Source organism: Devosia sp. Root436, from assembly GCF_001426345.1.
GTDB lineage: Bacteria > Pseudomonadota > Alphaproteobacteria > Rhizobiales > Devosiaceae > Devosia.
The window spans coordinates 556,359-571,317 of record NZ_LMEM01000009.1 but is presented as its reverse complement, the minus strand read 5'-3'; the positions used below and the strand labels follow the sequence as shown (position 1 = coordinate 571,317).

General features: G+C 62.9%; 13 protein-coding genes. All 13 read left to right on the top strand.

Going from position 1 to position 14,959, the window contains the following annotated elements; translation table 11 throughout:
- The first annotated feature begins 11 nt into the window (after positions 1 to 11).
- Positions 12 to 974, top strand: coding sequence for a malate dehydrogenase (gene mdh, locus ASD04_RS07745; RefSeq protein ID WP_056254967.1), 963 nt, complete (start codon positions 12 to 14; stop codon positions 972 to 974).
- A gap of 136 nt (positions 975 to 1,110) precedes the next feature.
- Complete coding sequence (gene sucC / locus ASD04_RS07740; protein WP_056254964.1) at positions 1,111 to 2,304, top strand: ADP-forming succinate--CoA ligase subunit beta; 1,194 nt, start codon at positions 1,111 to 1,113, stop codon at positions 2,302 to 2,304.
- Between the two features lie 4 nt (positions 2,305 to 2,308).
- Positions 2,309 to 2,836, top strand: coding sequence for a hypothetical protein (locus tag ASD04_RS07735; protein ID WP_056254961.1), 528 nt, complete (start codon positions 2,309 to 2,311; stop codon positions 2,834 to 2,836).
- 63 nt (positions 2,837 to 2,899) lie between these two features.
- A complete protein-coding gene (gene sucD, locus ASD04_RS07730; RefSeq protein WP_056254957.1) occupies positions 2,900 to 3,805 on the top strand; it encodes a succinate--CoA ligase subunit alpha in 906 nt (301 codons plus the stop codon).
- A gap of 371 nt (positions 3,806 to 4,176) precedes the next feature.
- Positions 4,177 to 7,179: a 2-oxoglutarate dehydrogenase E1 component gene (locus tag ASD04_RS07725; RefSeq protein ID WP_056254954.1), complete on the top strand. Its 3,003-nt coding sequence runs from the start codon at positions 4,177 to 4,179 to the stop codon at positions 7,177 to 7,179.
- Positions 7,180 to 7,190: 11 nt separating this feature from the next.
- The gene (odhB, locus tag ASD04_RS07720; protein WP_056254951.1) at positions 7,191 to 8,462 is read left to right on the top strand and encodes a 2-oxoglutarate dehydrogenase complex dihydrolipoyllysine-residue succinyltransferase; all 1,272 of its coding nucleotides are present in this window, start codon (positions 7,191 to 7,193) and stop codon (positions 8,460 to 8,462) included.
- Positions 8,463 to 8,609: 147 nt separating this feature from the next.
- The gene (locus ASD04_RS07715; protein ID WP_056254948.1) at positions 8,610 to 9,056 is read left to right on the top strand and encodes a hypothetical protein; all 447 of its coding nucleotides are present in this window, start codon (positions 8,610 to 8,612) and stop codon (positions 9,054 to 9,056) included.
- 77 nt (positions 9,057 to 9,133) lie between these two features.
- Positions 9,134 to 9,658, top strand: a complete 525-nt coding sequence (locus ASD04_RS07710) for a hypothetical protein (protein ID WP_056254943.1) — start codon at positions 9,134 to 9,136, stop codon at positions 9,656 to 9,658.
- A gap of 62 nt (positions 9,659 to 9,720) precedes the next feature.
- A complete protein-coding gene (locus ASD04_RS07705) occupies positions 9,721 to 10,353 on the top strand; it encodes a LysE family transporter (RefSeq protein WP_056254939.1) in 633 nt (210 codons plus the stop codon).
- Between the two features lie 18 nt (positions 10,354 to 10,371).
- Complete coding sequence (lpdA, locus tag ASD04_RS07700) at positions 10,372 to 11,781, top strand: dihydrolipoyl dehydrogenase (RefSeq protein WP_056254927.1); 1,410 nt, start codon at positions 10,372 to 10,374, stop codon at positions 11,779 to 11,781.
- 322 nt (positions 11,782 to 12,103) lie between these two features.
- Positions 12,104 to 13,081 carry a TRAP transporter substrate-binding protein gene (locus tag ASD04_RS07695; protein WP_056229746.1) on the top strand — a complete coding sequence of 326 codons (978 nt, stop codon included), beginning with the start codon at positions 12,104 to 12,106 and terminating at the stop codon, positions 13,079 to 13,081.
- A gap of 60 nt (positions 13,082 to 13,141) precedes the next feature.
- Entirely contained in the window at positions 13,142 to 13,669 is a 528-nt protein-coding gene (locus tag ASD04_RS07690; RefSeq protein ID WP_056254924.1) for a TRAP transporter small permease, read from the top strand.
- A gap of 5 nt (positions 13,670 to 13,674) precedes the next feature.
- On the top strand, positions 13,675 to 14,958 hold the full coding sequence (locus tag ASD04_RS07685) for a TRAP transporter large permease (protein WP_056254921.1): 1,284 nt from the start codon (positions 13,675 to 13,677) through the stop codon (positions 14,956 to 14,958).
- Position 14,959: the final 1 nt, after the last annotated feature.

The window sequence follows — 14,959 nt, the reverse complement described above, 5'->3', positions numbered from 1 at the left end:
GATGAGGACTAATGGCGCGCAAGAAGATCGCTCTTATCGGCTCGGGTCAGATCGGCGGCACGCTCGCCCATCTGGCGGCTCTCAAGGACCTCGGCGACATCGTATTGTTCGATATCGTCGATGGCGTGCCCCAGGGCAAGGCGCTCGACATTTCCCAGTCGGCTCCGGTGGAAGGCTATGACGCCAAGATCACCGGCACCTCCAAGTATGAAGACCTCAAGGGCTCGGACGTAGTGATCGTCACCGCCGGCGTGCCGCGCAAGCCGGGCATGAGCCGCGACGACCTGCTGGAAATCAACCTCAAGGTGATGGAGCAGGTGGGCGCGGGCATTGCCAAATACGCCCCTAAGGCCTTCGTCATCTGCATCACCAACCCGCTCGACGCCATGGTCTGGGCGCTGCAGAAGTTCTCGGGCCTGCCGACCAACCAGGTCATCGGCATGGCCGGCGTGCTGGACTCCTCGCGCTTCGTCCACTTCATCGCCGATGAGCTCAAGGTGTCGGTCGAAGACATCAATGCCTTCGTGCTGGGCGGCCATGGCGATACCATGGTGCCGCTGCCCCGCTATTCGACCGTGGCCGGCATTCCGCTGACCGACATCGTCAAGATGGGCTGGATGAGCAAGGAAAAGCTCGATGCCATCATCCAGCGCACCCGCGACGGCGGCGCCGAGATCGTCGGCCTGCTCAAGACCGGCTCGGCCTTCTATGCGCCGGCCACCTCCGCCATCGCCATGGCCGAAAGCTATCTCAAGGACAAGAAGCGCGTCATGCCTGCCGCGGCCTATCTCGACGGCCAGTATGGCGTGAAGGGCACCTATGTCGGCGTGCCTGTCGTCATCGGGGCCGGTGGCGCCGAGAAGGTCATCGAGATTTCGCTGAACTCGGCCGAGCAGAAGGCTTTCGACAAGTCGGTCGGGGCGGTCGAGGGGCTGATCGAGGCCTGCAAGAAGATCGCGCCGAAGCTGGCGTAGTGGAACAAGGCGTCATCCCCGCGAAAGCGGGGATCTCCCTTTGTGGGACGCCGAAGTGAGATTCCCGCTTTCGCGGGAATGACGCGGTGGGGGTTCGGGCCCCGTGATCGCTACGAATACCCCAAAGGGACCAGACATGAACATCCATGAACACCAGGCCAAAGAGCTGCTGAAAGGCTATGGCGCGCCCGTCGCTGCCGGCGTCGCCATCTTCTCGGCCGATGAAGCCGAAGCGGCCGCCAAGTCGCTGCCGGGTCCGCTCTATGTGGTCAAGAGCCAGATCCATGCCGGCGGGCGTGGCAAGGGCAAGTTCAAGGAATTGGGGCCCGAGGCCAAGGGCGGCGTGCGCCTGGCCAAGTCGGTTGCCGACGTGGTGGCGAACGCGAAGGAGATGCTGGGCAATACGCTGGTGACCAAGCAGACCGGCGAGGCCGGCAAGCAGGTCAACCGGCTCTATATCGAGGACGGTGCCGATATCGCCCGCGAGCTCTATTGCTCGCTGCTGGTCGATCGCACCACCGGCCGCGTCTCCTTCGTCGTCTCCACCGAAGGCGGCATGGATATCGAGGCCGTGGCGCATGATACGCCCGAAAAGATCATCGCGGTCGATATCGATCCGATGGCGGGCGTGACCGACAAGGACGTGGCCGAGATCGTGGCCGCGCTCAAGCTCGAGGGCGACGCCAGGGCCGATGCCGGCAAGCTGTTCCCCATCCTCTACAAGGCGTTCACCGAAACCGACATGAGCCTGTTGGAAGTGAACCCGCTGATCGTGATGACCGATGGCCATCTGCGCGTGCTCGACGCCAAGGTCAGCTTCGACAACAATGCCGCCTTCCGCCACGAGGACCTCAAGGGCCTGCGCGACCTCTCCGAGGAAGATGCCAAGGAAATCGAGGCGTCCAAGTTCGACCTCGCCTATGTGGCGCTCGACGGCAATATCGGCTGCATGGTCAATGGCGCGGGTCTGGCCATGTCCACCATGGACATCATCAAGCTCTATGGCGCCGAGCCGGCCAACTTCCTCGACGTGGGCGGCGGCGCCTCCAAGGAGAAGGTCACGGCGGCCTTCAAGATCATCACGGCCGATCCGGCGGTGAAGGGCATCCTGGTCAACATCTTCGGCGGCATCATGCGCTGCGACGTCATTGCCGAAGGCGTGATCGCCGCGGTCAAGGAAGTGGGCCTGCAAGTGCCGCTGGTGGTGCGTCTCGAAGGCACCAATGTCAAGGAAGGCAAGGCCATCCTCGACCAGTCCGGCCTCAACGTCATTTCCGCCGATGACCTGGACGATGCCGCCCAGAAGATCGTCAAGGCGGTGCAGGGCTAGCGCGATGCGCGCCGGTCTTGCCGCCATCGCCGTTCTTGCCCTCTGCGCGACGCCCGTTGCCGCGCAGGGCAAGACCAAGCCGGGCGCCGTGCCGCAAAGCGTAGCGGCGCTCGAAATGTGCGAAACCTTTGCCACCGGCGACGTGCTGGCGGTGGAAGCGGCGATCGAAAAGGGCTGGGACGCCTCTGAGGATGACTCGGAAAGCCCCTTTGTCCACTCCTATTCGGGCGGCAAGGACCTGCCGGGCATCGGCTATGCCAGTATGTTCGCGCTGGTCGAGGACTATCCCAATCGCACATTCGGCTATTGCCGGGTCGATGTGAACGAGGTCACCGGCGACGCCGAAGTCGCGGTGCAGTCGATCCAGAACCTCGATCGCTACGAGGGTCAGGCCATCCAGAACGGCGCCGGCACCTTTGCCAGCCTCACCGGCAAGACCGACAAGAACAGGATGCTGCTGACCCACGTGGCCGACAACACCTTCCTCATCCAGCTATCCATCATCACGCCCAAGGCCGACACGGCCGAGTAATCAACGGCGCCTTGCCCCGGCAGGCGGAATGGCGCCGAGCGCCCAGAGACGAAAGAGAAATAGATGTCGATCCTCGTCAACAAAGACACCCGCGTTCTGGTACAGGGCCTTACCGGCAAGACCGGCACGTTCCATACCGAGCAGGCGCTGGCCTATTACGGCACCAAGATGGTGGGCGGCACCCATCCCAAGAAGGGTGGCGAGACCTGGTCTTCCGGTGTGGATGGCACGGAGCTTCCGATCTTCACCTCCGTCGCCGAAGGCAAGGAGCGCACCGGCGCCAATGCCAGCGTGATCTATGTGCCGCCAGCCGGCGCCGCTGCGGCCATCGAGGAAGCCATCGATGCGGAAATTCCGCTCATCGTCTGCATCACCGAGGGTGTGCCGGTGCTCGACATGGTGCGGGTCAAGGCCAAGCTGGACAAGTCGAAGTCGCGGCTGATCGGGCCCAACTGCCCAGGCGTGCTGACGCCGGAAGAATGCAAGATCGGCATCATGCCGGGCTCCATCTTCTCCAAGGGCTCGGTGGGCATTGTTTCGCGCTCGGGCACGCTTACCTATGAAGCAGTGTTCCAGACCACCAATGAGGGCCTCGGCCAGACCACCGCCGTCGGTATCGGCGGCGACCCGGTCAAGGGCACCGAGTTCATCGACATGCTCGAAATGTTCCTCGCCGACGAAGCCACCAAGTCGATTATCATGATCGGCGAAATCGGCGGCTCGGCCGAGGAAGATGCGGCCCAGTTCCTGATCGACGAAGCCAGGCGCGGCCGCAAGAAGCCCATGGCCGGTTTCATCGCCGGCCGCACCGCGCCTCCGGGCCGCACCATGGGCCATGCTGGCGCCGTAATTTCGGGCGGTAAGGGCGGCGCCGAGGAAAAGATCGCGGCCATGGAAGCGGCCGGGATTCGGGTCTCGGCCTCGCCGGCCCGTATCGGCGCAACGCTGGCGGAAGTGCTGAAGGGCTAGAATGCAGTGCCACGCCCTCGTGGTTCGAGGCTCGCGAAGAGCTCGCACCTCACCATGAGGGCTACTCCGGGTGCGGTGTCTCAGTAGCCCTCATGGTGAGGTGCGCTTCTTCAGCGCCTCGAACCACGAGGGCGTCGCGCAAAAGTACGACCAATGTCGGTCGCGCTTCGGACACAGAACGGTGCTACCCGTTCAACGTCTGCTGCGGGAACACAATCGAGTGAGCCGCGGCGCCAAACAGCGCCGCAAGTCTTAACAAGATACAAAGGAAAAGCGGTCAATATCCCCGGAACTTTGACCGCCCATGAGACCGGCCCCGCGGCCGGTTCGTTGAGAAGGATGGCGGGGCGTGGGCCTCGCATGAAAAAGCGATGACACGACAGGAAAAGAACGACACGTTCTTGCTGACTTCGTTCCTCTATGGTGGGAACGCCGACTACATCGAACAGCTCTATTCCCGCTACAAGACCGACCCTTCCAGTGTCGACGAGACGTGGAAGAGTTTCTTTTCCAAGCTCGACGATGGCGACGATGTTGCCCAGCAGAATGCCGATGGGCCGAGCTGGAGCCGCAAGGACTGGCCGCAGAGCGCCAATGGCGAACTGGTCAGCGCGCTTGACGGCAATTGGGGCGAGATCGCCATCAAGACCGAAAAGGCCGTGGCCAGGAAGGCCGAGGCGCTGGGTGTCGCCAAGTCGTCGGTCGCCGATGTGCTGCAGGCCACGCGCGATTCGATCCGCGCCATCATGATGATCCGCGCCTATCGCATGCGGGGGCACCTGCATGCCGATCTCGATCCGCTGAAGATGAAGGCCGACGAGCCGGCCCCCGAGCTCGATCCCAAGAGCTATGGCTTCACCGAGGCTGATTACAGCCGCAAGATTTTCATCGACAACTATCTCGGCCTCGAATACGCGACCCTGCCCGAAATGCTGGCGATCCTGCAGCGTACCTATTGCGGTACGCTGGGCATCGAATTCATGCATATCTCCGATCCCGAAGCCAAGCAGTGGATCCAGGAGCGCATCGAAGGTCCCGACAAGGAAATCACCTTCACCAAGGAAGGCAAGAAGGCCATCCTCAGCAAGCTGATCGAGGCCGAGGGCTTCGAGAAGTTCATCGACGTCAAGTATACCGGCACCAAGCGGTTTGGCCTCGATGGTGGCGAATCCACCATTCCGGCGCTCGAGCAGATCATCAAGCGCGGCGGCGCGCTGGGCATCAAGGACATCGTGCTCGGCATGGCCCATCGCGGGCGCCTGAACGTGCTGACCCAGGTGATGCAGAAGCCGCATCGCGCGCTGTTCCACGAATTCAAGGGCGGCGCCTTCTACCCCGACGACGTCGAGGGCTCGGGCGACGTCAAGTACCACCTGGGCGCTTCGTCGGATCGCGATTTCGACGGCAACAAGGTTCACCTGTCGCTGACGGCCAACCCGTCCCACCTCGAAATCGTCGATCCGGTGGTGCTGGGCAAGGCGCGCGCCAAGCAGGACCAGCACATTTCGCCCGATGGCAAGCTGGTCAATATCGCGACCGACGGCAAGCCGGACCGCTCGATGGTGCTGCCGCTGCTGATCCATGGCGACGCCGCCTTTGCCGGGCAGGGCGTCATCGCCGAATGCCTGGGGCTCTCGGGCCTCAAGGGGCATCGCACGGGTGGCTCGATCCACTTCGTCATCAACAACCAGATCGGCTTCACCACGAGCCCGATGTATTCGCGCTCCTCGCCTTACCCGACCGACGTCGCCAAGATGATCGAGGCGCCGGTATTCCATGTGAACGGGGATGACCCGGAAGCGGTGGTGTTCGCGTCCAAGGTCGCAGTCGAATATCGCCAGAAGTTCGGCAAGCCCGTCGTCATCGACATGTTCTGCTATCGCCGCTTCGGCCATAACGAAGGCGACGAGCCCAGCTTCACCCAGCCGCTGATGTATTCCAAGATCCGCGCGCACAAGTCGACGCTGGAAATCTATTCGGAAAAGCTGGTTGCCGAAGGGCTGCTGTCGGCCGACGAGGTCGACAAGCTCAAGGCCGACTGGCGCGCCAAGCTTGAAGCCGAGTTCGAGGCCGGTCAGGATTACCGCCCGAACAAGGCGGACTGGCTCGACGGCGCCTGGAAGGATTTCAAGCCCGCCGATCAGGAAGGCCCGCGTCGCGGCCAGACCGGTGTCGAGATCGATCGTCTCGCCAAGGTCGGCACGGCGCTGACGCGCATTCCGGAAGACTTCAACGTCCACAAGACGGTCAAGCGTTTCATGGACAACCGCCTGGCGGCGATCGAATCGGGGGAAGGCATCGACTGGTCCACGGCCGAGGCCCTGGCCTTCGGTACGCTGGTGACCGACGGTCATCCGGTGCGCCTCTCCGGCCAGGATGTCGAGCGTGGCACGTTCAGCCAGCGCCATTCGGTGCTCAACGACCAGATCGAGGAGAACAAGACCTATACGCCGCTCAACAATCTCGATCCCGAGCAGAGCCGCTACGAGGTCATCAACTCGATGCTGTCGGAAGAAGCCGTGCTCGGCTTCGAATACGGCTATTCACTGGCCGAGCCCAAGGCGCTGACCATCTGGGAAGCCCAGTTCGGCGATTTCGTGAATGGCGCGCAGGTGGTGATCGACCAGTTCATCTCCTCGGGCGAACGCAAGTGGTTCCGCATGTCGGGCCTGGTGATGCTGTTGCCGCATGGCTATGAGGGGCAGGGGCCGGAACATTCCTCCGCCCGTCCCGAGCGGTTCCTCCAGCTCTGCGCCGAAGACAATATGCAGGTCGCCAACTGCACCACGCCGGCCAACTATTTCCACGCCCTGCGCCGGCAGATGGAACGCGACTTCAGGAAGCCCTTGATCCTGATGACGCCCAAGAGCCTGCTGCGTCACAAGCGCGCCGTCTCGGGGCTGGCCGAAATGGGCCCCGATTCCTGCTTCCACCGTCTCCTCTGGGACGATGCCGAGGCGCCGGGCGCGCCCAAGACCACGGTCAAGCTGGCAACCGACGACAAGATCCGCCGCGTCGTGCTGTGCACCGGCAAGGTCTATTACGACCTCTTGGAAGACCGCGAGAAGAAGGGCATCGACGATGTCTATCTGCTGCGTATCGAGCAGCTCTATCCGTTCCCGGCCAAGGCGCTGCTGGATGAATTGAGCCGCTTCAAGAATGCCGAGATCATCTGGTGCCAGGAAGAGCCCAAGAATATGGGTGCCTGGGCCTTCATTCAGCCCTATGTTGAATGGGTCTTCGACCAGATGGGCCGGACCGGGCAGCGCGTGCGCTATACCGGCCGCCCGGCTTCCGCTTCCACCGCCACGGGTCTGATGCGGACCCATCTAGCCCAATTGCAGGCCTTCCTCGACGAAGCCCTCGGCCAATAAAGGACAAGCCAATGTCGACTGAAATCCGCGTGCCGACGCTGGGCGAAAGCGTCACCGAAGCGACCATCGGCCAGTGGTTCAAGAAGGTGGGCGACACCGTCGCCGCCGACGAGCCCATCGTCGAGCTGGAAACCGACAAGGTGACCATCGAAGTGCCTGCGCCGGCCGCCGGCGTGCTCGAAGCCATTGCCGCCCAGCCGGGCGAAACGGTGGATGTGGGCGCGCTGCTCGGCGCCATCGGCGGGGCAGGGGCCGGTGCTGCCGCCGCCCCGACCGCTGCTGCTCCCGCGCCCGCCAAGGCCGAGGTGCCTGCCGCCAATGCCGCCGGCCCCGAGCCGGTCAAGTCCGCTGCCGGGACCGCCATGCCGCCGGCTCCGGCCGCGCAGAAGCTGCTCAACGAAACCGGCCTCAACGGCTCGGAAATCGAGGGTTCGGGCAAGCGCGGCCAGGTGCTCAAGGAAGACGTGGTGGCTGCTGCCAGCAAGCCGGCTCCAGCGGTAGCCGAAGCGGCTCCCGCTGCTGCCAAGGCCGAGGCGCCCAAGGCGCCGGCCGCGCCGCGTGCGCCGGTTTCGGCCGACGATGCCGGCCGCGAGGAGCGGGTCAAGATGACCCGCCTGCGCCAGACCATCGCCCGCCGCCTCAAGGATGCGCAGAACACCGCCGCCATGCTGACCACCTTCAACGAGGTGGACATGAAGCCGGTGATGGACCTGCGCAATTCCTACAAGGAGCTGTTCGAGAAGAAGCACGGGGTCAAGCTGGGCTTCATGGGCTTCTTCACCAAGGCCGTGGTCCACGCGCTCAAGGAAATCCCGGCGGTCAATGCCGAGATCGATGGCGATGACCTGGTCTATAAGCAATATGCCCATATCGGGGTGGCCGTGGGCACCGACAAGGGCCTGGTGGTCCCGGTGGTGCGCAATGCCGACCAGATGAGCATTGCCGAGATCGAGAAGTCGATCAACGGCCTCGGCAAGAAGGCCCGAGACGGCCAGCTCTCCATGGCCGACATGCAGGGCGGCACCTTCACCATCTCCAATGGTGGTGTCTATGGCTCGCTGATGAGCACACCTATCCTCAACGCGCCGCAGTCCGGTATCCTGGGCATGCACAAGATCCAGGAACGGCCCGTCGCAGTTGGCGGCCAGGTCGTCATCCGCCCGATGATGTATCTCGCCCTGAGCTACGATCACCGGATCGTCGATGGCAAGGAAGCCGTGACCTTCCTGGTTCGCGTCAAGGAAAGCCTCGAAGCGCCCGAACGCCTGGTGCTCGACCTCTAGTTCGCCGCAAAGCGATGACAGTTTAAGGGTCCGCCTCGGCGGGCCCTTTTCGTTGGCGCTTTCGTGATGTCGGTGACGCCTGATGCTAACAGTCTGTTAACGTCGGTGGTCCAGATGCTAGCGCGTTTTACCGGAGTTGTGCGCCTGTTGCGTCCCCTGATCTTTCCCGTCGTCATCTGGCTCGCCGCTCTTATCCCCGCTTCCGCCCAGGACGCCGCCGACGCCGAACTGATCGGCGAGCTGATGGCGTTCCACGGCTCGCAGGCCATCGTCTCGGTCATGACCACCCATTGCTACGAAACCACCGGGCTCGATCCGGCCTACAAGGCGGCCAGCGACAACTGGTATCTGCGCAATATCGGCTTTCTCGACCTGGCCGACCGGGTGATCGCCCGGCTCGGTGGCGGTGCCGAAGGCCAGCAGCAGGCCGCCGAGACCTATGGCGGCAGCCAGATCATGAGCGCCTATAATCAGGCCGCCGACAAGGACGGCTTCTGCCGCGCCTTCTTCGAACAGGTCGATGGCGGGACGCTCGATATCGACAAGCAACTGCCCGAGGCGCTGGAAAAGGCCCAGGCGATCGCCGCCAAGTAGCGTCCGCCACCCCCACTTACGGGTTGGCTCGCCACTGCATTGCGCTACCTTGGCCCCATTCTTGAAAGGGGCGTATCATGTGGCGGTCGATTTCCCTGGGCGCGTTGTTGCTGGCGGTTCCTGTCCAGGCAGCGGACTGCACGCTGACCAATGCCCGCTACAAGCAGCCCGACGCGCCATGGTGGCTCACCTTCAAGCGCGTGCCACGATTTTCCGCCCCCAACCAGGTGGCCGCCTTCTATCTGGAGCTGGCCAATTCGGGCGTGGAAATGCAGGGCGCCGTGCATGTGCCCAACGGCTTCGGATCGCCGCTGTGGTCGATCGAAGGGCCGTGCAGCCCGCCCGAATTTGCCGAGGAGGGCACGCCGGCCGAACTCTGCGAATTTCTCGACGACACCCAATATCCGGCGATTTACGGCGAGTATGACGGCAAGGTGCGGTTCCTCGATACCGGGGTCGATACCGGGGTCGATGCCGCGGTGCCCGAACAGATCATCCTGCCCAACCTGGCGGCGAGCCTGTGGTATTCGAACTATCGGCAGACCGAGTGGCTGGATGGTATCGATGTCGGCGACGCCTTTACCCTGGAGGGATGCGACTGACATTGCCGCAGGCCGGTACCTGGTGTAACTGCTTGGCCGCGTAACAATATGCGGTGCGCCCGATGGCCTTTCCCTGGTTCGAATTCGCTGCGCTGATGCTGGCCTTCGGTATCAATGCCGTCATTCCCGGCGCCGATTTCGCCATGGTGCTGCGCCAATCCATCGCCCATGGGCGGCGGGCGGCCCTGTTCACCTCGGCGGGCATCGCGACGTCGATCCTGGTCCATGGCAGCTATACCCTGCTGGGGATCGGCGTCATCGTCGGCCAATCGCTGCTGGCCTTCAACATCATCAAGTGGATCGGCGCGGCCTATCTCGTGTGGCTGGCCCTTTCGGCGCTGCGCGCTCCGGCGCCGGCGCCACCGGCCGAGGGCGACCTGGCCAGCGCGAAGCGCGGCGATTTCGCGGCTTTCGCACTGGGCTTTCTCACCAACCTGCTCAATCCAAAGGCCGTGCTGTTCTTCCTGGCGCTGTTCACCACACTGGTCTCGGCGCATACGGACGGGGACATCAAGGTGCTCTATGTCGGCTGCATGAGCCTCATGCTTTTTGCCTGGTTCGCTTTGGTCTCGATTTTCTTTACGACACCCTCGGTACGGCAAGGCTTTTTCCGTTTCGGCCGGTGGTTTAATCGGGTTACCGGCATTACATTCATCCTGCTGGCGGTGCGCGTGGCACTGGCGCAGCAACACTAACCAGTTTCGGGGCTACACATGGCAGACGCGTTCGATCTCACCATTATCGGCTCGGGTCCGGGCGGCTATGTCGCGGCGATCCGTGCGGCACAGCTCGGGATGAAAGTCGCGGTGGTGGAGAAGTGGGCGACGCTGGGCGGCACCTGCCTCAATATCGGCTGCATCCCCTCCAAGGCCCTGCTGCATGCTTCCGAACTGTTCGAGGAGGCCGGGCACGGCTTCAAGGCGCTTGGTATCGACATTCCGGCGCCCACGCTGAACCTGCCCATGATGATGAACCACAAGACCGAGACGGTGGCGGCTAATGTCGGCGGCGTCGATTATCTGTTCAAGAAGAACAAGATCACTACCCTGCGCGGCATCGGCACCATCGTCTCGCCCGGCAAGGTGCTGGTGACGCCGCAGACCGGCGCGGCGACGGAGATCGAGACCAAGAATATCGTCATCGCCACCGGTTCGGTTTCGGCTGGATTGCCGGGCATCGAGATCGATGAGAAGAAGATCGTCACCTCGACCGGCGCGCTGACGCTGGAAAAGGTCCCGGGCAAGCTCCTGGTGATCGGCGCCGGCGTCATCGGGCTCGAACTGGGCTCGGTCTGGGCGCGTCTCGGTGCGCAGGTGACCGTGGTCGAATATCTTGACCGGATTCTCCCTGGCATGGACAGCGAAGTGGCCCGCCAGTTCCAGCGCATGCTGCAGAAGCAGGGCATGGAATTCAAGCTGTCGAGCAAGGTTGCCGGCATCGACAAGCAGGATGACGGCTCGCTCAAGGTGCGGGTCGAGCCGGCCAAGGGCGGCGATATGGAAATCCTCGATGCCGATGTGGCTCTGGTCGCCATCGGCCGCAAGCCCTTCACTGAAGGGCTGGGCCTCGACATTGTCGGCGTGGCGCTGGACGAGCGCGGCCGCGTGCGGGTCGATCAGCACTACAAGACCTCGGTCGACGGCATCTATGCCATCGGCGATGTCATTGCCGGCCCGATGCTGGCGCACAAGGCCGAGGACGAGGGCATTGCGGTGGCCGAAATCCTCAATGGCCAGGCCGGCCATGTGAACTACGCCGCCATTCCGGCGGTGGTCTATACCAATCCGGAAATTGCCTCGGTCGGCAAGACCGAGGACGAGCTCAAGGCCGAGGGCGTGGACTACAAGATCGGCAAGTTCCCCTTCACCGCCAATGGCCGCGCCAAGGCGATGCTGGCGACGCAGGGGTTCGTCAAAATCCTCGCCGATGTCGAGACCGACCGGGTGCTGGGCGCCCATATCGTGGGCAAGAATGCCGGCGAGATGATCCATGAACTGGTGGTGCTGATGGAATTTTCGGGTTCGTCCGAAGACCTGGCGCGCTCGACCCATGCCCATCCGACCCTGTCCGAAGCGGTGCGCGAGGCGGCCCTGTCGCTGGGGGACGGGGCCATCCATATCTGACCGGATCACAAGAGCTAAGTCGTTGCGCCGCCGGCTTATCCCCGGCGGCGTTTTCGTTGCTACAATTGGGAGCAGGGCCGGAACAGGGGGCGGAACAGCGGCATTTTCAGGCCCAAAGTCATCATACAACATACAGAATTTTGTATGTTGACTTACCGGTATAGCTTCCATACCAGTTTCATCACCAAGTCCGGCAAGAGTCCAGACGACGAAGGGCGGGCTTGAGCGAGCGGAGGGAAAGACCCCGGTCGCGATCAACGGCAACGGCTGCAGGATGACACGCAGGGCGTGTCGAGCCGATGCCATCATGGGAGGATACTCAATGTTTCATCTGCCTAAACTGGCGGCGACCGCGCTTGTCGCTGCTGCCTTGATGGTTTCGACGGCCAGTGCCCAGACGGTGCTGCGTTCGTCCGATACCCATCCCGATGGCTATCCGACCGTCGAGGCGGTCAAGTATTTCGGTGAACTGCTGAGCCAGAAGACCGACGGCCGCTACTCGGTGGAAGTGTTCCACTCCGCCCAGCTCGGCGAGGAAAAGGACACGATCGAACAGACGCAGTTCGGCGTGATCGACCTCAACCGCATCTCGATCGGCGCGTTCGGTACCCAGGTGCCGGAAGCGACCGTGGTTCAGCTCCCCTACATCTTCCGCTCGGCCGACCATATGCACCATGTGCTCGATGGCCCGATCGGCGAGGAAATCCTGGGGGCGTTCGACGCCGTGGACGTGATTGCGCTGGCCTATTACGACGGCGGCGCGCGCTCGTTCTACAACAGCGAAAAGCCGATCACCTCGCCGGCCGACATGGCGGGCATGAAGCTGCGCGTGATGCAGTCGGACATCTTCGTGGACATGGTTGCGGCCTTTGGCGGCAATGCCACCCCGATGCCCTATGGTGAAGTCTATTCGGGCATCCAGACCGGCGTCATCGACGGCGCCGAGAACAACTACCCGAGCTACGACACTGCCGGCCACGCCGAAGTCGCCAAGTATTACTCGCTCGACGAACACCTGATGGTGCCAGAAGTGCTGGTCATCTCCAAGATCGTCTGGGATGGCCTCACCCCCGAGGACCAGGTGCTGTTCCGCGAAGCGGCCAAGGAATCGGTCGCCAAGCAGCGTGAGCTGTGGGCTGCCAAGGAAGTCGAATCCAAGGCTGCCGTCGAGGCACTCGGCGCTGTCATCAACGAAGTCGACAAGGCCCCCTTCATCGAAGCCATGGGCCCGGTCTACGACAAGTACGTGACCGATCCGGCACTCAAGGACCTGGTCGCCCGCATCCAGGCGACCGAGTAATCCACTTCACCGGGCCGGCGTACAAAGCGCCGGCCCGGTTCTGCTTGCCGGAGGACTATCGTGCGAGAAACACTGCTGCCGATCAGCCGGGTGCTGGGACAATTTTCGAATGTGGTGCTGTGGCTGGCCGGTATCGGCCTTATCAGCATGACAGCCATTGTCGCCTATCAGGTGTTCATGCGCTTCGTGATCAACGCCTCGCCGTCCTGGACGGAAGCCGGCGCTATCATGCTGGTGACCTGGTTCGTTTTCCTTGGCGCGGCGGTGGGCGTGCGCGAGAACTTCCATATGGGGTTCGACGTGCTGATCTATGTGCTGCCGCCGGGCGCCAAGCCCTGGCTGCGCGCCGTCAGCGATCTCTGCATCTTCGCCTTTGCCTTCGGCATGGTCTTTTATGGCGGCGAGCTGGTCATCCGTTACTGGTCGACCCGCATCCCGGTGCTCGGGCTGCCGACCTCGTTTACCTATTTTCCTATCGTGGTCTCGGGCGTGCTGATGTGCCTGTTCTCGCTGGAGCGCATCCTGATGCGCCTGGCTGGCGAACCGGTCGATGACGTCATTGCCGATCCGACGATCACCGAGGCCTGATACAGATGGAATACTGGATTCTCTTTGGCGTTTTCACGGTCCTGATGGTGATCGGTACGCCGATCGCCTACTGCCTGGGCATCGCCAGCTTCGCCACGATCATTTATCTGGGGCGCCCGGCCATCGTGGTGTTTCAGCAGCTCAATTCGGGCGTTTCCGCCTTCAGCCTGCTGGCCATTCCGTTCTTCATTTTTGCCGGCGACCTGATGATGCGCGGCGGCATCGCGGCGCGGATCATCTCCTTTGCCGGTTCGCTGATCGGGCATGTGCGCGGTGGCCTGGGACAGGTCAATATCGCGGCTTCGACGCTGTTCGGCGGCATTTCCGGGTCGGCGGTGGCCGAGGCGGCGGCGGTGGGCGGCATCATGATCCCGCAGATGAAGGCGCGCGGCTATGGCGCCGACTATGCGGTCAACGTGACGTCGATGGCGGCACTGATCGCGCTGCTGCTGCCGCCCAGCCACAACATGATCATCTATTCGCTCTCGGGTGGCGGCAATATCTCGATCGCCGACCTGTTTACCGCCGGTATCATTCCGGGCCTGCTGCTTGCAGCAGCGCTGAGCGTCACGGCCTATGTCGTGGCCGTCAAGCGCGGCTATCCCACCGAGCCGTTCCAGGGTTTCCGCAAGGCAGGCTACTATTTCCTGGTGTCCATTCCGGGCCTGATGCTGATCGCCATCATCTTCGGCGGCGTGCGCTCGGGCATCTTCACGGCAACGGAAAGCTCGTGCATCGCGGTCATCTATGCGCTGCTGGTGACGCTGGTGGTCTACCGCTCGCTGACCTGGAAAGAGTTCGTCCATTCCGTGCTTGGCGCGGTGCGGACCACGGCCATGGTGCTGTTCATCATCGGCGCCGCGGCCTCGTTCGGCTGGCTGATGGCCTATCTCAAGGTGGCCACCATTCTCACCGCCGGCATGGCCTCGATTTCGAGCGACCCGCTGATGGTGCTGATCATGATCAACATCGTGCTGCTGCTGCTCGGCACCTTCATGGATATGGGTCCGCTGATCATCATCACCACTCCGATCTTCCTGCCCATGGTCAAGGAATTCGGCGTCGATCCGGTGCATTTCGGCGTCATCATGATCCTCAATCTGGGCATCGGCCTCAACACGCCGCCGCTGGGGCCGGTGCAGTTCGTCGCCGCCGCCGTCGGCAAGATCACTGTCATGCAGGCCATGAAGAGCATCTGGCCCTTCTACCTGGCGGGCCTGATCGTGCTGGGGCTGGTTACCTATGTTCCGGCGCTGTCGCTATGGCTGCCGGCGCTGTTCCGGGGGTGAA